At 41.3% G+C, this 19,091-nt stretch carries 18 protein-coding genes; 15 read left to right on the top strand and 3 right to left on the bottom strand.

The genetic code is table 11. From position 1 onward, the window contains the following. The 15 genes from infB to H5154_RS14265 all read left to right on the top strand — a co-directional run. Positions 1 to 1,997 (top strand): translation initiation factor IF-2 (infB, locus tag H5154_RS14335; protein WP_182718696.1); only part of this gene is annotated, 1,997 nt, incomplete at its 5' end. Between the two features lie 111 nt (positions 1,998 to 2,108). Next, a complete protein-coding gene (rbfA, locus tag H5154_RS14330) occupies positions 2,109 to 2,567 on the top strand; it encodes a 30S ribosome-binding factor RbfA (protein ID WP_145240438.1) in 459 nt (152 codons plus the stop codon). Continuing rightward, positions 2,551 to 3,501, top strand: coding sequence for a tRNA pseudouridine(55) synthase TruB (gene truB, locus H5154_RS14325; protein ID WP_145240440.1), 951 nt, complete (start codon positions 2,551 to 2,553; stop codon positions 3,499 to 3,501). The genes rbfA and truB overlap by 17 nt, the downstream gene beginning before the upstream one ends. A gap of 108 nt (positions 3,502 to 3,609) precedes the next feature. After that, positions 3,610 to 3,879, top strand: a complete 270-nt coding sequence (gene rpsO / locus H5154_RS14320; RefSeq protein WP_016707659.1) for a 30S ribosomal protein S15 — start codon at positions 3,610 to 3,612, stop codon at positions 3,877 to 3,879. A gap of 353 nt (positions 3,880 to 4,232) precedes the next feature. After that, positions 4,233 to 6,359 carry a polyribonucleotide nucleotidyltransferase gene (gene pnp / locus H5154_RS14315; RefSeq protein WP_145240442.1) on the top strand — a complete coding sequence of 709 codons (2,127 nt, stop codon included), beginning with the start codon at positions 4,233 to 4,235 and terminating at the stop codon, positions 6,357 to 6,359. A gap of 138 nt (positions 6,360 to 6,497) precedes the next feature. Then, positions 6,498 to 7,376, top strand: a complete 879-nt coding sequence (nlpI, locus tag H5154_RS14310) for a lipoprotein NlpI (RefSeq protein ID WP_182718695.1) — start codon at positions 6,498 to 6,500, stop codon at positions 7,374 to 7,376. After that, positions 7,360 to 8,571 carry a hypothetical protein gene (locus H5154_RS14305; RefSeq protein ID WP_182718694.1) on the top strand — a complete coding sequence of 404 codons (1,212 nt, stop codon included), beginning with the start codon at positions 7,360 to 7,362 and terminating at the stop codon, positions 8,569 to 8,571. Before nlpI ends, H5154_RS14305 begins: the two co-directional genes overlap by 17 nt. A gap of 213 nt (positions 8,572 to 8,784) precedes the next feature. Next, complete coding sequence (locus H5154_RS14300) at positions 8,785 to 11,577, top strand: monovalent cation/H+ antiporter subunit A (protein WP_149983002.1); 2,793 nt, start codon at positions 8,785 to 8,787, stop codon at positions 11,575 to 11,577. After that, the gene (locus H5154_RS14295) at positions 11,577 to 11,924 is read left to right on the top strand and encodes a Na+/H+ antiporter subunit C (RefSeq protein ID WP_145240450.1); all 348 of its coding nucleotides are present in this window, start codon (positions 11,577 to 11,579) and stop codon (positions 11,922 to 11,924) included. Before H5154_RS14300 ends, H5154_RS14295 begins: the two co-directional genes overlap by 1 nt. Further along, positions 11,921 to 13,438 carry a monovalent cation/H+ antiporter subunit D gene (locus H5154_RS14290; protein ID WP_182718693.1) on the top strand — a complete coding sequence of 506 codons (1,518 nt, stop codon included), beginning with the start codon at positions 11,921 to 11,923 and terminating at the stop codon, positions 13,436 to 13,438. Before H5154_RS14295 ends, H5154_RS14290 begins: the two co-directional genes overlap by 4 nt. Then, positions 13,438 to 13,974 carry a Na+/H+ antiporter subunit E gene (locus H5154_RS14285; protein WP_145240454.1) on the top strand — a complete coding sequence of 179 codons (537 nt, stop codon included), beginning with the start codon at positions 13,438 to 13,440 and terminating at the stop codon, positions 13,972 to 13,974. Before H5154_RS14290 ends, H5154_RS14285 begins: the two co-directional genes overlap by 1 nt. Continuing rightward, positions 13,968 to 14,237 (top strand): K+/H+ antiporter subunit F, encoded by a 270-nt coding sequence (locus tag H5154_RS14280; protein ID WP_016707651.1) that lies wholly within the window; start codon positions 13,968 to 13,970, stop codon positions 14,235 to 14,237. The genes H5154_RS14285 and H5154_RS14280 overlap by 7 nt, the downstream gene beginning before the upstream one ends. A gap of 11 nt (positions 14,238 to 14,248) precedes the next feature. Next, on the top strand, positions 14,249 to 14,581 hold the full coding sequence (locus tag H5154_RS14275; RefSeq protein WP_182718692.1) for a Na+/H+ antiporter subunit G: 333 nt from the start codon (positions 14,249 to 14,251) through the stop codon (positions 14,579 to 14,581). Positions 14,582 to 14,706: 125 nt separating this feature from the next. Next, positions 14,707 to 15,306, top strand: coding sequence for a hypothetical protein (locus H5154_RS14270; protein WP_182718691.1), 600 nt, complete (start codon positions 14,707 to 14,709; stop codon positions 15,304 to 15,306). A 127-nt stretch (positions 15,307 to 15,433) separates the two neighbouring features. Beyond that, complete coding sequence (locus H5154_RS14265) at positions 15,434 to 16,462, top strand: DUF2804 domain-containing protein (RefSeq protein ID WP_182718690.1); 1,029 nt, start codon at positions 15,434 to 15,436, stop codon at positions 16,460 to 16,462. A gap of 544 nt (positions 16,463 to 17,006) precedes the next feature. Here the strand turns inward: H5154_RS14265 and H5154_RS23685 are convergent. The 3 genes from H5154_RS23685 to dapD form a co-directional block, all read right to left on the bottom strand. Beyond that, positions 17,007 to 17,480, bottom strand: coding sequence for a hypothetical protein (locus tag H5154_RS23685; protein ID WP_259398514.1), 474 nt, complete (start codon positions 17,478 to 17,480; stop codon positions 17,007 to 17,009). 76 nt (positions 17,481 to 17,556) lie between these two features. Then, positions 17,557 to 18,018, bottom strand: a complete 462-nt coding sequence (locus tag H5154_RS23680) for a hypothetical protein (RefSeq protein WP_259398513.1) — start codon at positions 18,016 to 18,018, stop codon at positions 17,557 to 17,559. A 240-nt stretch (positions 18,019 to 18,258) separates the two neighbouring features. After that, entirely contained in the window at positions 18,259 to 19,086 is an 828-nt protein-coding gene (gene dapD / locus H5154_RS14255) for a 2,3,4,5-tetrahydropyridine-2,6-dicarboxylate N-succinyltransferase (RefSeq protein ID WP_145240464.1), read from the bottom strand. Positions 19,087 to 19,091 lie beyond the last annotated feature (5 nt).

Below are 19,091 nucleotides of genomic sequence, written 5' to 3'. Positions count from 1 at the left end.
GGAAGAAAGAAGAAGAAGAACGTAAGAAGCGCGAAGAAACCGCTGATCACCACCTTACGACTTCTACTTACGCACGTGAAGCAGAAGATGTTGCTGATGCGCGTGATGAGCAAGGCACACGCCGTGCGAAGAAAAAGAAAAAAGCCCCAGCGAAGGAGAAATTTGTTCCTTCGAGAGGCAAGAAAAGCAAGCTAAAAGCACCAGCTTCATTACAACATGGCTTCCAAAAGCCAACGGTTGACGTGAAAAACGAAGTGCGTATTAGCGAAACAATTACAGTTGCTGAGCTTGCATCACGCATGGCCGTTAAGGGCGCTGAAGTTGTAAAAACAATGATGAAAATGGGTGACATGGTTACCATTAACCAAGTGATCGACCAAGAAGCTGCACAGTTAGTTGCAGAAGAAATGGGCCACAAAGTTATCATTGTTAAAGAAAACGAATTAGAGCAAACAGTACTAAATGACCGTCATGAAGATGGTAAATCTGAGCCACGTGCGCCAGTAGTAACTGTAATGGGTCACGTTGATCACGGTAAAACGTCAACGCTTGATTATATTCGTTCAGCAAAAGTGGCCTCTGGCGAAGCCGGTGGTATCACACAGCATATCGGTGCTTATCATGTTGACGTAAATGGTAACATGATCACTTTCTTGGATACTCCAGGTCACGCGGCGTTTACGTCAATGCGTGCTCGTGGTGCTAAAGCAACAGATATCGTAATCCTAGTGGTTGCAGCAGATGATGGTGTAATGCCACAAACTAAAGAAGCGGTTCAGCATGCGCGTGCAGCTGGCGTTCCTTTAATTATCGCTGTTAACAAAATGGATAAAGAAGGCGTAGACCCAGATCGCGTTAAGAATGAGCTTGCTCAACTAGACGTTATTCCTGAAGAGTGGGGCGGTGATACACAGTATGTGCATATTTCTGCTAAAACTGGTTTAGGTATTGATGACCTTCTTGAAGCGGTATTAAACCAATCTGAGTTGTTAGAACTTACTGCTCCAACTGTGGGTATGGCTGCTGGTGTTGTTATTGAATCTCGTCTTGATAAAGGCCGTGGTCCAGTTGCTTCTATCCTTGTACAATCTGGTACGCTTAACCAAGGTGACATTGTATTATGTGGTCTTGAGTATGGTCGTGTTCGTGCAATGCGCGATGAAAACGGTAAAGACATCAAGTCTGCAGGTCCTTCAATCCCAGTTGAGATTTTAGGTCTATCTGGTATTCCAGCAGCGGGCGACGAAGCAACTGTAGTTAAAGACGAGCGTAAAGCCCGTGAAGTTGCACTTTACCGTCAAGGTAAATTCCGTGATGTTAAACTAGCACGTCAGCAAAAAGCGAAGCTTGAAAACATGTTTACTAACATGACTGAAGGCAATGTGTCTGAAGTTAATGTGGTACTTAAAGCAGACGTTCAAGGTTCAATCGAAGCAATCTCTGATTCATTGACTAAACTGTCAACAGATGAAGTTAAAGTGAAGATTGTAGGCTCAGGCGTAGGTGGTATCACTGAAACTGACGCAACCCTTGCTGCAGCATCTAATGCAATCGTGGTTGGTTTTAACGTTCGTGCTGATGCATCGGCACGTAAAGTAATTGAGTCTGAGAACTTAGACTTACGTTACTACAGCGTTATCTATAGCTTGATTGACGAAGTGAAGCAAGCTATGTCTGGTATGTTAGCACCAGAGTTCAAGCAAGAGATCATTGGTCTAGCTGAAGTTCGTGACGTGTTCAAGTCACCTAAAATTGGCGCTATCGCTGGTTGTATGGTTACTGAAGGTGTTATTAAACGTAGCGCACCAATTCGTGTACTTCGTGATAACGTGGTTATCTACGAGGGTGAGCTTGAGTCACTTCGTCGCTTTAAAGACGATGTTGCTGATGTTCGTAACGGCATGGAATGTGGTATCGGCGTTAAGAACTATAACGACGTTCGCGTTGGTGACCAAATCGAAGTATTCGAAACAGTTGAAGTACAACGTACACTTTAATTGTTCGTAAGCTAAGATAATAAATGGGGGCTCAGCCCCCATTTGTGTATCCATTATTTAAATAACTTATTTATATTTCTCAATGAGTTATAATTTTTAGAGTAGAGTCTAATGAGAGAGTTTTCTCGTACTGATCGTGTTGCTCAGCAAATTCAAAAAGAAATTGCGGTGATTTTACAACGCGAAATTAAAGATCCACGTTTAGGTATGGTTACAGTATCTGCTGTAGAAGTATCACGTGATTTATCTTATGCAAAAATCTTTATTACTGTGTTTAACACCCAAGATGAAGATGCTGCAAAGCAAAGTGCTAAAGTATTAAATGAAGCGACCGGTTATATTCGCTCACTACTTGGCAAACGCATTCGTGCCCGTATTATGCCAGAGCTTAAGTTTGTGGTTGATAATTCACTGATGGAAGGCATGCGTATTTCAAACCTTGTTGATTCTATTATTCGTGAAGATAAAGCAAAGCATGTAGATGACGAAGTTGATAGCGTAGATGATGCAGAGCATATCGACGAAACAGACAGCGAAGAAGGCACTAATACAGATGGCAAAGCGCAGTAAAGGCCGTCCAGTTGACGGTATTTTGTTGTTAAACAAACCAATAGGCATTTCATCAAATAAAGCGCTACAGCAAGCTAAAAGTGTGTATTTTGCACAAAAAGCGGGGCACACCGGTGCCCTTGATCCGCTTGCAACGGGTATGCTGCCTATCTGTTTTGGTGAAGCGACTAAATTTACTCAGTTTTTACTCGATACTGACAAAACCTATGTAGTTCGCGCTAAATTAGGTGAACGTACGACAACATCAGATTCTGATGGTGAAATTGTCAGTACTAAAGATGTCAATGTGACGGCTGAGCAACTTAGCGAAGAAATTGCTAAGTTTTTAGGTGAATCAGATCAATACCCGTCAATGTATTCAGCGTTAAAATATGAAGGCCGACCTTTATATAAATATGCGCGTGAAGGCATTGAAGTACCTCGCAAGTGCAGAAAAATCAACGTATTTAGTTTAACACTAGATGAGTTCGATGAAGCTAATAACGAAGTGCAAATGACTGCCCACGTTTCAAAAGGTACTTATATTCGTACTATCGTCGATGACTTAGGCGAAAATCTGGGTTGTGGCGCGCATGTGATCATGTTGCATCGCAGTGCGGTAGGGCATTACCCTGCTGACAAAATGGTGTCACTTGAGCAGTTAGAAGCGTTATTAGTAAAAGCGAAACAAGAAGAGCTTACGCCTTCTACTTATCTTGATGAACTATTACTGCCAATGGACACCGCATTAGTTGGTCTACCTGTGGTTGAGCTCAGTAAAGAGCAAGGTAGTTCTTTTAGCCATGGTCAGGCGGTTGTACTTGATATTGAACTGCCAGAAGGGGCAATTAAAGTGCTCGCTGATGGTGTGTTTATTGGCACTGGTGAACGTAATCCTGATGGCCATTTAAAGTCAAAACGTGGCTTATCAAATCAGCAAGAAACAACAGCGTAAAGTTTAGCTTGTAGTTATTGCCGTAGCTGGTAGAATACGCCCGCTAATCGTTTTGGCTGAATTAGTGATCGGCTAAGACACCTTTTAAATTTTATTTTTGGAGTTACTATGTCACTAAGCAATCAAGAAAAGATCGATATCATCGCAAAATTCGCACGTGCAGAAGGCGACACTGGTTCACCTGAAGTACAAGTTGCACTTCTTACTTTTGATATCAACAAGCTTCAAGGTCACTTTGCTGATCACAAGCATGACTTCCACTCACGTCGTGGTCTGCTTCGTAAAGTAAGCACTCGCCGTAAACTGCTTGATTACCTTAAAGGTAAAGACATTGCACGTTATACTGCGTTAATCCAAGAACTTGGCCTACGTCGCTAAGAACTAGATTACATAGAAAGGAGCTTTATAGCTCCTTTTTTTGTGCCTGAAATTTCTCACTCTCTCTGTCCACAACAATTAATTCTCTTGAAATATCAAATAAAAGCCACATAGTTAGTGACAGCAAAGCACACTTTTTAGCGCGCCTATTATCACCACTTTTATCTAGGGACTAAGCTCGCAATTTTGCATTACTTTGTTATATACTATGCGCGTAGATAAAAAGGTTTATCTACGCTTATTCACATCATTGCCAATTGTAGTACTTAATTGATTTCCAACTGAATACAATTATGTACTGTAATTGGTACTTTGATGGCAACTTATTAGAACACATTTAAGGAACATTTTAAGTGCAAGCAATTATTAAAGAATTTCAACTAGGTCAACATACAGTTACCCTAGAAACCGGTGCAATCGCTCGTCAAGCAGACGGCGCAGTACTAGCAAGTATTGGCGACACATCAGTATTAGTTACTGTTGTTGGTAAGCGTGAAGCACAACCTGGCCAAGATTTTTTCCCACTAACAGTTAACTACCAAGAGCGTATGTACGCTGCAGGTCGTATCCCTGGTGGTTTCTTAAAGCGTGAAGGTCGTCCAAACGACGGTGAAACACTTATTGCACGTCTTATTGACCGTCCAATTCGTCCACTTTTCCCAAATGGTTTTGTAAACGAAGTACAAGTTATTGCTACTGTTGTTTCTGTTAACCCTGAAATTCAACCTGATATGGTTGCGATGATCGGTACTTCAGCAGCACTTGCTATCTCTGGTATCCCATTCAGTGGTCCAATAGGTGCAGCGCGCGTTGGTTACATTAACGGCGAATACGTACTTAACCCAACGCTAAAAGAGCTTGAAGAAAGCCAACTTGATTTAGTTGTTGCTGGTACTGATAACGCAGTACTTATGGTTGAATCAGAAGCTGACGTACTTGCAGAAGACGTTATGCTAGGTGCGGTTGTATATGGTCATGAGCAATCTCAAGCTATCATCAACGCAATCAACGAATTCAAAGCAGAAGCTGGCAAGCCTACATGGGATTGGGCAGCACCTGAAAAGAACGTTGCTTTAGAAGATAAAGTAGCAGCAATCGCAGCTGATAAAGTAGGCGAAGCTTACCGCATCACTGATAAAGTGGCTCGTAAAGAAGCACTTGGCGTAGCTAAAGACGAAGTTGTTGCTGTATTAACAGCTGAGCTTGCTGAAGGCGAGTCACTAGACAAGCAAGAAGTTGGCAAAGTATTTGGTTCTCTTGAGAAGAAAATCGTACGTGGGCGCATCACTGCTGGCGAAAAACGTATCGATGGTCGTGAACCAGATATGATCCGTGCACTTGACGTAATGACTGGCGTATTGCCACGTACTCACGGCTCTGCAATCTTTACGCGTGGTGAAACTCAAGCACTTGTAACTGCTACACTTGGTACAGAACGTGATTCACAGTTAATCGATGATTTAACTGGCACACACAAAAACCACTTTATGCTTAACTATAACTTCCCTCCGTTCTGCGTAGGTGAAACAGGTTTTGTAGGTTCTCCTAAGCGTCGTGAAATCGGCCACGGTAACCTAGCTAAGCGTGGTATCCAAGCTGTAATGCCTACATTGACTGAGTTCCCTTACTCAATCCGTGTTGTATCTGAGATCACTGAATCAAATGGTTCATCTTCAATGGCATCAGTATGTGGTACTTCACTTGCACTTATGAATGCGGGTGTGCCAATTAAAGCGTCTGTTGCGGGTATCGCGATGGGTCTAGTTAAAGAAGACGAAAAATTCGTAGTTCTTTCTGACATCTTAGGTGATGAAGATCACTTAGGTGACATGGACTTTAAAGTAGCTGGTACTGCTGCAGGTATCACTGCACTACAGATGGATATCAAGATTGAAGGTATCACTCAAGAAATCATGCAAATTGCGCTTAAACAAGCAAAAGCTGCACGTTTACACATCTTAGGTGTGATGGACGAAGCGATTTCTGCACCATCTGAAGAGCTTTCAATGTTTGCTCCGCGTATCTACACTATGAAGATACCACAGAAGAAAATCGCAGAAGTTATCGGTAAAGGCGGCGCAACTATTCGTCAACTTACTGAAGAAACAGGTACTACGATTGAAATCGGTGATGACGGTACAATCAAAATTGCAGCAACAGACGGTGAAAGCGCAGCAAATGCAATTAGCCGCATTGAGCAATTAACAGCTGAACTAGAAGTAGGTACTATCTACGAAGGTAAAGTTGTACGTATCGTTGATTTCGGTGCGTTTGTAAACATTCTTCCTGGTAAAGATGGCCTAGTGCATATCTCTCAGATCAGTACTGAGCGCGTAAATAACGTGACAGATCACCTATCTGAAGGTCAAGAAGTTAAAGTTAAAGTACTAGAAGTAGACCGTCAAGGTCGTGTACGTTTAAGTATCAAAGAAGCAATGGAATCAGCAGCTGCCGCAGCTGATGCACCAACTGACGCTTAATTGTTGATATTTAATCCAGATATTCTCTGGATAATATAAAAAGGGGCTGTATAGCCTCTTTTTTTATGCTTTAATGAAACCTCTTTGGATAACACTTGTCCTATCAGTTTGCTACTTATCTTGGTATAAAGGATTTTAATGATACTTAAACACATAGCCTTGGCATCGTTTGCTATTCTGTCTTTAAGCGCCTGTCAATCTACTTCGCAAGCACAACCGACTGCGATTGTGAATGTGCCTTTCACTGCGCCTTTAGCGTCTGATTTTCGTAGTGAAATAGCGATAGCTCGTTATTCTGAATTATTAAATCGTGCTGATCTAGCGCCAGATCAACAAGCAAAATTATTTTATGACCGTGGCGTATTATTTGATAGTTTAGGTATGTCTACCTTGGCGCGGATTGATTTTAATCGTGCTGTGCAATTGAAGCCCGATTTAGCCGAAGTGTATAACTTTTTAGGTATTCACCATACCTTGATGCAACAATTTGAAAAAGCCTATGAATTTTTTGATTCAGCGTTAGAACTCAATGAGCAACACGAATATGCCTACTTAAATCGTGGTATTGCTCTTTACTATGGCGATAGAGCAAATCTTGCAGCAGCTGATCTTAAAGAGTTTTTATCTCGTTCGCCAAGTGATCCTTACCGGGTGTTATGGCTTTATCTAGCGCAAGCAAGCGCTGATCCTGTGCAAGCTTTAGCAAACTTAAAAAGCAATGCACAAGGGCTGGATGATAGCCAATGGGCGTATAGTTTAATATCACTTTATTTGGGCGATATGAGCGAGCAGAGCTTTTTAACAAGTCTTGCCGATGGTGTTAAAACTGAACAAGAATATGCGCAGCGGCTATGCGAAGCTTACTTTTATTTAGCTAAAATATATCAAGCTAAAGGGCTTGATTATCAAGCCGCAGATTTCTTTCGTTTAGCACTTGCCACCAATGTGCATGAGTTTGTGGAATATAAATATGCCCGTTTAGAGCTTGAGTTAATGGCTGGTGAAAACGACAGTTAAATTATTTATTAGTGTTGTTGTTATGCTGAGTTTGGGATATTTACCAAGCTCAGTTAATCAGCATCGCGATATTGCCTTTTGGCATGTAAAACATACCCCAGATTCTATTCTTATTAGTTATTATCGTTTTATTGACGATTTTAATGCTCAGCTTAATTCATTGACTGATGCTACCTTATACTTATTAGCTATAAATGCTGTTACAGATGCACAATTTGCTTGGGCACTGCGGTTACTAACAAATGATCAAGCACAATCGGCTTTACCTTTTTGGCGTGTTAGCGTGGCTCAGCAAAGTGTTGATAAGCGCCGCAGACTCAGTGCATTGTTACTGCAATCAGAACGTTGGGATGATTTAACATCACTGGCAGAGCAACACCTGTTGCCTGCAAGTCATGCGGCAGAACAATTAAAATTACACCATGGCGCCACACCGGCGAGTATTGACCAAAGCTTTGCCAGTCATGAGGGATTTTTATTATCCTTTTCACAGCTGCAAGCGCAACCGCAGTGTCAGTTTAATGTGTTGATGATGACAGATCATCGCCAAGGTTTAGCAAAACTTAATGCATTTAAAATTCGTTATCAACAACACCCCCAACCGAGCTCAGGCAGTTTTTGTTTTAGTAAGCCGATTTATTTAGGGGACTCCATAAACTGCCAACAACAGCCGCAACATGCCGCTAAATGTGATTGGCAGCCTTTAGCTCACAATAAAGCTTGGCCAACGGGCTTTGATTTTATAGTGATGATGACCGCAACTGGCTCAGGCAATGTGCAAGGTGGCATAATGCACTTAAACTCGGCGAGTTATTACGGTTTATTTTTACATGAGCTGATGCACTTTAACGGCTTTGAAGATGAGTATCCATTACCCGCAGCGAAGCAGGCGTGGTTATGTAATCAAAAAGGCTTGGTGGCGCCGAACCTTTTTATTGCCAATGATCTTACACCACCGGCTGGCTGGCAGCTAAGTGATAGCTGTCAAACACCAATTAAAGCATATAAACCAAGTCATAACTGGTCAATAATGCAATATCAACAAATCCCTTTGTCAGTGCATTATCAACAATTATGGTTGCAACAAATTACTGATCCGAGCTATCAACCACTACGATTTAGCGACTATTTTCAGCAATTTAAAGCACCTATGAACTTTATAAACAAAATGACAAAAAAAAATATTGAGGGATAAAGTTGTAAATAATATGCTGTCAGCACTAAAATAGTACAAAATAACAGCAGGTAGAAGGGCTTACTATAGACAAAATCGTCGCTGATCAGTATAACTATATACCTATAAAGCGTTTATTGAAGCTAAAATTAAAACCATCCGAAATGACCAGTACTAAACTAAAACTAACTAGCAGTGTATTGATACTCTTATGACTTCAAAAGGTTTCTCTCTATGACTTTGCTCTGGATACCCCTGTTATCCTTAATTGGCAGTGTTATTTCTTCCTGCACCGGCAAATTGACTCGTAATCAATCTACGAGCTTAACTATGCTAGCGCCTTTATGCGCCTTAGCAATTGCGATTTATCACACGCCAGCGGTTTTAGCTGGTGAGACAATTCGCTTTACCACACAATGGATACCAGCGCTGGGTATGGAGCTGGCTTTTCGCCTAGATGGCTTAAGCTTATTGTTTATCTTTATGATCTTAGGGATCGGGTTGCTGGTTATTTTTTATACCCGTTATTACCTAAGTAATAATGACTCGATGCCAAAATTATACTGTTACTTAATGCTGTTTATGACTGCAATGCTCGGTATTGTGATGTCGAATAACGTGATTCAACTATGGCTGTTTTGGGAATTAACCAGTATTAGCTCATTTTTGTTAATCAGTTTTTGGTGGCATAAATCAGAGGCCCGTAAAGGGGCACGTATGGCATTAGCAGTCACTGGAGCAGGCGGATTAGCTCTACTAGGCGGCTTACTTCTGCTTGGTGATATTGTTGGTAGCTATGATCTAGACGTTATTTTAGCTAGCAAAACATTGATCCAGTCACATGACTTATACGAAGTTGCATTAGTGTTGGTATTGCTAGGTGCATTTACTAAATCAGCTCAATTCCCATTTCATTTTTGGTTACCGCACGCAATGGCAGCCCCAACGCCAGTGAGTGCCTATTTGCATTCAGCGACTATGGTAAAAGCCGGTATCTTCCTACTTGCACGTTTTTATCCAGCGTTAGCTGGAACAGATATCTGGTTTATTTTGGTTGCCATGACCGGCTTAACAACGTTATTGGTCGGCGCCTACATCGCTTTATTTAAGCATGATTTAAAAGGGCTGCTGGCGTATTCAACCATTAGTCATTTAGGTTTGATCACTTTATTACTTGGGTTAGATACTGAACTTGCCACAGTAGCGGCAATATTTCATATTATTAACCATGCAACGTTTAAAGCGTCATTATTTATGGCCACCGGTATTATTGATCATGAAACTGGTACGCGAGATATGCGTAAGCTCAATGGTATGTGGCGATTTATGCCTTATACAGCGACACTGGCAATGGTTGCGGCGGCGGCAATGGCTGGGGTGCCGCTATTAAATGGTTTCTTGTCAAAAGAAATGTTTTTTGCAGAAACCTTACATCAACAAATACTAGGTTCTATGTCGTGGCTTATTCCTGTATTAGCAACTCTAGCGGCTGCTTTTTCTGTGGCATATTCGGCACGCTTTATTCACGATGTATTCTTTAATGGCGACCCAATCAATTTACCAAAAACACCGCATGAGCCTCCTCGCTATATGCGTGTGCCAATCGAAATACTCGTTGTGTTGTGTTTACTAGTCGGTATGTTTCCAAACTTTGTGGTTGATGGTATTTTGTCAGCGGCGTCGCTAGCAGTTCTTGGGGAAGCGACACCACAGTTTAAACTGTCAATTTGGCATGGCTTTAATTTACCATTGCTTATGAGTGCGATGGCTGTCGTGGGCGGTGTATTTATATATATTCAGCGTAAGCACTTATTTAAGTTTCAAGCATCACTACCTCCATTAAATGCTAAAAAAACCTTTGAGCGGTTTGTCTATGCGATCATTAAGTGGAGTCAAGAAAAAATCAGCAGCACCGAAAATGGTTCTCTGCAACGTTACATTGTTGTGATGTTGGGGGTCGTATTGTTGTGTGCTGGTTGGCCATTGTTTGAAATGAACGCTTTGGCGGGTACTGCGCCACGTACGCCGATCGATTTTCATAATGCCATTGGTGCAGGTTTAATGATCATCGGTGCCATTAGCACTGTGATTTGGCATCGCTCACGGATGGTATCGTTATTGATGATATCAATCGTAGGGTTAATGGTTTCAGTGGCATTTACTCGCTTCTCAGCGCCCGATTTAGCGCTTACACAATTAACCGTAGAGGTAGTGACAGTCATTTTATTAATGCTGGCATTATTCTTCTTACCGCAACGCACACCTAAAGAGTCGAGTTCATTACGTATTTTACGTGATTTAGGGATTGCCTCAGCAGTGGGGGTGGTTATTGCCAGTATTTGTTATGCATTATTAACGCGTCCGCTTGAGTCAATTTCAGATTTCTTTATCGCCAATGCAAAAACTGGCGGAGGCGGTACCAACGTCGTAAACGTTATTTTGGTTGATTTCAGGGGCTTTGATACCCTAGGGGAAATCACGGTACTGGGTATTGCAGCGTTAGGTATTTATAAAGTATTAACTAATTTACCATTGTTTATGCCAGCCAGCGACAGTGAAGGTCGCCCTTGGGCGCGAGAACGTCATCCACTGTTATTAGCCAGTATTTCACAAAGTTTATTGCCATTGGCGTTATTAGTCTCTGCGTATATCTTTTTGCGCGGTCATAACTTACCTGGTGGGGGCTTTATTGCCGGGTTAGTCACTGCAATTGCCTTTATTTTGCAGTATATGGCTCATGGTTCAATTTGGATCTCTGAGCGCTTTGATGTGAACTATCGAAAGATCATTGCCTCGGGTATCGCCATTGCAATGTTAACAGGGCTAGGAAGTTGGGCATTTGGACGACCGTTTTTAACCACTTGGTTTGAATATTTTGATGTGCCATTTATCGGCAAAGTAGAACTGGCCAGTGCCATCGTATTTGATTTAGGTGTTTACATGACCGTAGTCGGCGCGACCTTAATGATACTCGCAAGCCTAGGTAAGTTAACCGCAGATACACCTAAGAAAGAGGTAAATATTTAATGGAACTGTTATACGCATCATGCGTTGGTGTATTGGTGACTTGTGGGGTGTACTTGATCCTAAGAGCACGGACTTTTCCGGTAGTATTAGGGTTAACGATGCTGTCATACGCAGTGAACTTATTTTTATTCTCTGCGGGGCGCTTAACTATTAATAAAGCCGTCGTGCTTGGTACTGGCACTGACTATGCCGATCCGCTGCCGCAAGCTTTAGTTTTGACTGCCATTGTAATTGGTTTTGCAATGACCGCCTTTGTCGTGATTTTGGCAATTCGTGGTCGTGCTGATTTAGGCAATGATCATGTAGATGGTCACTTAGGTAAAATTGAACACAAGGAGCACAAATGATCCAGCATCTAGCTTCTTGGCCAATTTTATTACCTATGCTTGCCGGCATTATTTTACTGTTACCTCCCTGTGGGAAAAGTATTCCTATTCGTCGTGTTACCTCTGTAGTCATGGCATTATTAAACACTTTCGTCAGTGCGCTATTATTATGGCAAGTTTTCCAGTCAGGCATTATTGTGTATGCCATCGGCGGCTGGCAAGCCCCATTTGGGATCGTGCTGGTTGCTGATTTAGTGTCAGTCCTACTGGTGTTACTAACGTCATTTCTAGGTTTGGCTGTTACTGTTTACAGCTGTATGGGAGATGATGAAAAAGGGGGCTTTTTTCATCCTTTAGTACACTTTTTGGTACTGGGTGTTAACGGTGCGTTTTTAACAGGGGATTTATTCAACCTGTTTGTATTTTTTGAAGTGCTGTTAATTGCTTCCTACTCATTACTAATGCATGACGGTGATAAACACAAAACGCGATCAGCCATTCAATACGTGAGTTTAAACCTGATTGGATCGAGTGTTTTTTTGATTGCACTGGGTATTTTATATGGTGTATTAGGCACCTTGAATATTGCCGATATGGCACAAAAAGTGTCGCAGTTACAGGGCGATGACGTCTACCTTGCAAAAATTGGTGGGTTATTACTGCTGGTTGTTTTTGCGCTAAAAGGCGCATTGTTACCACTGCACTTATGGTTACCCAATACTTACGCTAGTGCAATGCCTGTGGTGGCAGCATTATTCGCAATTATGACTAAAGTGGGTGTATACGCAATGCTGCGTGTCTATACCGTTATCTTTGGTGATGAAGCAGGACAACTTGCACACATGGCACAACCATGGTTGTGGGGCTTGGCCGTTGCAACTATTATAGTTGGCTCCATTGGTGTTGTTGCCGCGCAAGATTTACGTAAGCTCACTGCTAATTTAGTGATTGTATCGGTGGGGACGTTAGTCGCCTTAGTCGCATTACAAAACATTAATGCCACAGCGGCGCTGTTGTATTACTTAGTGCATTCAACCTTAGTGTGCGCGGCCTTATTTTTAGTGGCCGACCTAATTGCTCATCAGCGTGGTAAAGTTGCGGATCGTTTTGCGCCAGGACGCGGCGTAGCGCAACCATACTTATTAGGCACGTGCTTTATTATTGCTGCTTTAGCTGTAGTCGGCATGCCACCACTGTCAGGGTTTATTGGTAAAGTGTGGATTTTAAAAACCACCTTAGATAGCGAAAAAGCATTGCTATTTTGGCCTGTTTACTTGCTTGCCAGCTTTGCATTATTGGTCGCATTATCTCGAGCGGGTACTACCTTGTTTTGGGAACGCAAACACCAAGACAGTGAACCGACTGAAGGAGTAAAAGCGCATCCATTGCAGGTCACGGCAATAATTGCTTTATTAGTTTGTTCGCCTTTGTTAGTGATCTTTGGCGGCGCAGTAAGTGAATATATGATTGCTGCTGCTACGCAATTGCATGATATTACCGGTGGTATCAATACGGTACTTGGAGGGGGCTTATAATGCGTTTAGAATCACGTTTTCGTTGGTTACCAACACCTTTTCGCAGTGCATTATTGTTTGTCGTATGGCTGCTACTTAATAACAGCGTATCGGCAGGTCATATAGTGTTGGCTGTGATATTCGCTATTTTAATTCCTTTAGTCAGTTTTCCATTTCGCGAACCACAACCGCTTATTATTAAGCCCGGTTTAGCGCTAAAGCAGTTAATCATCGTGATGTACGACATTATTACCGCCAATATGCAAGTCGCATTGCTTATTCTTGGGCCAGTTAAAAAACTGCGTCCCGCGTTTGTAAAAGTACCAATAGAGCTCAGTCATGCTATGCCTATCACTATTTTGGCAAGCACAGTATCGCTCACACCGGGCACCGTAAGTGCAGAGGTATATCCGATACCTGAATCTCTCGCTGAGGGTGAGCAACCAACGCAGCGTTATTTGCTTATTCATGTATTAGATTTAGATGACGAACAAGCATTGATCGACACCATTAAACAACGTTACGAAGCACCTCTTAAGGAGATATTTCAATGTTAGAAACGGTCTTTTTAATTGTTTTTGCAATGATTGGTTTATCGTTACTGCTTAACTTATGGCGTTTGGTGGTAGGCCCTTCTGTACCTGACCGCATTTTAGCGCTAGATACTATGTATATTAATACCATAGCGTTAATTATTTTATACGGTATGAGTATGGGCACAGGGTTGTATTTTGAAGCTGCACTGTTAATCGCGATGCTTGGCTTTGTAAGTACAGTAGCGGTATGTAAGTACTTGTTACGTGGCGACATCATCGAATAAAGGGTAATAACATGATCAGTGAATGGATAGTTTCTATATTATTATTAATCGGTGGTGCATTTATATTAATAGGCTCGATAGGCCTTATCAAAATGCCGGACTTTTTTATGCGTCTGCATGGTCCTACAAAAGCTACAACCCTTGGCATGGCTGGAATGCTAATCGCCGCGATGATATTTTTTAGCAACACGCAAGATGGCGTTAGTGTCAAAGAATTATTGATCTCAATTTTCTTATTGATCACCGCACCGATCAGCGGTTACATGCTAATAAAATCAGCAATACACCATAAACTAAAAGCCAAAGACGGCACCAAAGGTTTGGATAACATCGAAGACGATTAATTTTTTGAAGATTGAAGATTGAAGATTGAAGATTAATATCAGCCCGTTAAGTTACTTTAACGGGCTTTTTATTAACGGTTTTTATTTGTACACTCAAACCTATCATCAACTGCCATCACTTATAAATGCTAAAACATAAAAAACTTATTATCGCGTGCTTGCTGATATTATTGCCGTTGCTAGATAGTTTATTTATACCAACGGCTTTTGGGCTGCAATGGCATAATGCAAAAAGCATGTATTTACTCAGTGCTTATATGATGCCGATTAAATTAATATTGGTGACTATCGGTGGCTTTTTATTAGCAAGCCACGGTCATCCCCATCATGACGAGCCCCGAGTTTGGTATGCTAAATTATTTGATATCAGCTTTTTTATATTGGCAGGGATCCAATTTATTGTCCTAGCAATCATTAGTGCATTGTATCTAGTGGTTGGCACTCAAGCCGACGACTACCGGCAACAGGGGAATATTAGTGTGTATACCTCGGATGTTGGCGCGTTTGGCAAAGCAACGCATTATTTTTCTTATCAATGCACTGATAAAAATGGCTTTTATACTTTAACACCGATAGCCACCCTCGATTGGTTAGGGTCGTTCACATTTAGTGAAAAAGCGAATACCTTAATCATCAAGCATGACGATCACAGTGGTAAAGGCGAACAAATTAAACCAATAGATATCAGTGGATTTGGCTGTAATGTGTTAAGTTTTAAACGGTAAGCTTTAAGTTGCTCTGAGCTAAATTTAATATCAGCATGATAAATTTATATTATTTGCGTTTGTAGGTTTACTGTACGAGGTTAATAAGCGAATGATTGTATTTTAGATACTAAAGGAAGCTTTTTATATGGCTAAAAAAGAGTTGATCGACCAAGATGGACAAGTCGACTTTGGTATTTTTCCAGATGGAGTAGATGACATCAATTACTTGGATTTTGACCTGCGTAGTACTATGGGTAAATCCAGAAGTACGCTTTTTAAAAAGTTAAGCTTTAATCAATTTCAATTTATTAGTTTGAGTTGCGAGCAGTTAATTATTGGTTTAGCGATCGTTGATTTAAAAATTGCGAGTCACTGTTTTGTATATGTATACGACCCACAAACGACAGAATTCGATGAAGTCAGTTTTATCAGCTTACTGGCTTTAAATACGTGTATTGATAGCACACCAAACACCGGGCAAGCGACTTTTCGAAAAGGGCGTAACAGCGTAACTATTAATACAACCGCTAAGCCGCAAATACGCTCGGTAGAGGTAAATTTAAAGTCCGGGCTGAAAATTAGTGCCTGTATTGATGAATCGATAAATTATAACCCGCTTGCGGTGTGTGTTCGTGCCGGTTTTACAGGCTTTCATTTTACCCAAAAAACTGCCGCATTACCCTGTACTGGAACACTTCAGTGGCGTGGTAACAAATATGTATTTGAAGAGCTTAAAATACTGGCAAGTGTTGATTGGAGCGCGGGTTTCATGCGTCGCGAAACCTTTTGGAACTGGGGGAGTTTAGCCTGCACATTAGCTGATGGCCGCCGCTTAGGTTTAAATTTAAGTGCGGGGGTTATTGAAACAGGTTTTACCGAAAACGCCTTGTGGCTCGATGGCACGCTTTATAAAATTGATATGGTCGATTTTCAATTTGAGCGCTATGGTAATGCTAAAGCAACGAGTAAATGGCGGCTGCGTTCAAACGACGGTATCATCAATTTATACTTCGAACCAATAGGTAAACGCCAAGATAAAACCAACTTAATTATTATCGCGACTAACTTCACTCAACACTTCGGCCGTTACTATGGTGAAATAACTCTTGCAGACGAAGTTATCACACTTAACGGCGAATGGGGATTTACCGAAGACCACTATGCGAAGTGGTAAAGAGTACTTAATACCAATCGACTTAAATATTTAACCACCCTAGCGAGCTAAATAAAGCGCTAACTGCGTTATAATTTTTTCAAGTAGAACAACTGCATGTCAAAATTTATGCCTTGTTATCACTGCATTTATCTGTAGTTATAAATGGTCAGTAACTTTACACGATTGGTATAACCTGACTATCGTTTAAAAATGAACTTAACATCTATCCCAAGATCAGCTCGTTGCCGCGCCACTAAATTCAATCGATTTGTTCAACGACTATAGTGCTTAATGCACTGTGTGATAAACCAAATCGAATCTTGTATTAGGTAAACACCGACAGCACCCAACGTGAGTAAAGTCGCGGCAGCTTGCAACAGCAAATGCTGCGACACATGCTTCGCCAGCAAGCCGTTGTTAAGGTAACTCCCCAGCAGTGAGCCAAGTCCCAAAAAAATCTCACTATAACCAAATTGCTCAGGCGTGAACCCCAGCGCTGCGAATTAAATCCGCCCAGTTGGTAATAAGAAAAAAGGGAAATGTTGTAAAGTGCCACCAACAATTACCACTGACATTTTTTAACTAACTCAAACCAAGAACGAGTAAACTTTTTAGGGGGGATTTTCTTTGGTGGTACGATAGGGACTTCGAGCTTTTTAGCAAAGTAACGGTGTACAAAGGTTTTCATTTGATCGCTTTCTAATTGCTCGTAAGCTATTTGCAATTGTGCTACGTCCTTTCGGCTAACATAATTTCCTTTAAGTTTTTTAAAACGCATTTCCAGCCACAGTAATAAAGCTTGTTTAGCCTCATTGGGAAAGGCATGGGTTAAAGTGGATGTGGGTCCGTATAATCTTTCAAAGTTTATTGTTTGATCTTGGATCAAAAATACCATTAACAGATTTAATCCTGCAGAAATTTGTCCCGCTCGCTTGTCAATAATTTGATAACGGCTTAAGGCACTACGAAAATAATGTTCAGCTTCTGGGATTTTATTCTCATCAAGTGCCAAATAGCCTAAGTTACTTTCTATCATGGCGACAACGTTAGGGAGGTTTAAACGCACCGTGAAATTATAGCTTTCGGCATATAGGTTACGCGCTTCGTCATTGTTATTTTGCCATAGCGACCAGTGCCATACTGTTGGTAAGCGTCAAGCGTTGACGATCATTTTCAGCGTATTTATAACCACATTGAAAACTTAGTTGGGCATCGTCTAAATACTCTGCATAGCGTAGCCAAATACCTAACGCACTCATAATAGACGTTATTCTCTTTTTGAAATAAGGGGCTTGCTGCTGACTAAATATCGCATCTACAGACTGATGAAGGCGGTCAAATTGGCTGGTCGGAACGGCTGCTCGGGCGTTAATAAGATGCCAACGAATAAATAACTCAGGTAAAACTTTATCGATATCGTCAAGATTTTCAAGAATAATAATAGATTGCGCTGGGTTGACCACAAGGTAGTCTTCAGCTTCGTTTAACTTATTTTCAAAAGTGCTTAGTTCAGTAGCAAAAGCTTGCTGAAAACCAAGTAACAGGAACCAATATATAACGAAAAGCCGTAACAACTTGATCTCAATTACTTAATGATGTAATTGATAATTATAGTTGCCGCAGTCATACAAATCAAAGCTAATAAACCAGAATAACTTCTTAGCTATCAAGTATGTTGTATTTAAAGGTGATATTTATCATAAAAGAGAAAATAACACAGATAGAAAAAGCCCTAGATCTATATAGATTTAGGGCTTTCATTTATTTATTGTTAATGTCAATCAGCTTATCGGTTAGAACTTTTCAGCTCTCTATTATTCGTCTATCGATCTCAATAATGCATTAATCCCTACTTTTTCGCGGGTTTGCTGATCTACTTTTTTCACGATAATTGCAGCGTACAAGCTGTGAGTACCGTCTTTTGATGGCAGTGCGCCTGGAACAACCACAGCACCTGCTGGTACGCGGCCGTAGTGGATCTCGCCAGTTTCGCGGTCGTAAATGCGAGTACTTTGGCTGATGTAAACACCCATTGAAATAACAGCGCCTTCTTCAACGATCACGCCTTCTACAATTTCAGAGCGTGCACCAATAAAACAGTTATCTTCAATGATAGTAGGATTGGCTTGTAATGGCTCTAAAACGCCACCTATGCCAACACCTCCTGACAAGTGTACGTTCTTACCAATTTGTGCACACGAGCCTACAGTGGCCCATGTATCAACCATAGTGCCATCATCAACGTAAGCACCAATGTTTACATATGATGGCATCAATACTACATTTTTACCGACAAAGCTGCCTTTACGGGCAACAGCGTTTGGTACAACGCGCATGCCACCTTGCTGAAATTGCTCCGGTGTATAGTCGCTAAATTTAAGTGGTACTTTGTCATAAAACTGGTTTACGCCGTCGTTCATTGGTTGATTGTCACGAATACGAAACGACAGTAACACGGCTTTTTTTAGCCATTGATGGACAACCCACTCACCACTGATTTTTTCAGCAACGCGTGCGGCACCACTATCAAGTAGCTCAAGTACATCGATTATGGCTTGTTTTACATCACTAGGTACTGTGCTCGGGCTGATGCTATCACGGTTATCCCAGGCGTTTTCAATGGTGGTTTTTAAATCTGACATAAGAT

Origin of the sequence: Pseudoalteromonas sp. SR44-5, assembly GCF_014163675.1 — a bacterium.
In the GTDB taxonomy this organism is placed as follows: domain Bacteria; phylum Pseudomonadota; class Gammaproteobacteria; order Enterobacterales; family Alteromonadaceae; genus Pseudoalteromonas; species Pseudoalteromonas rhizosphaerae.
This window is presented reverse-complemented; position numbering and strand designations above follow the sequence as displayed.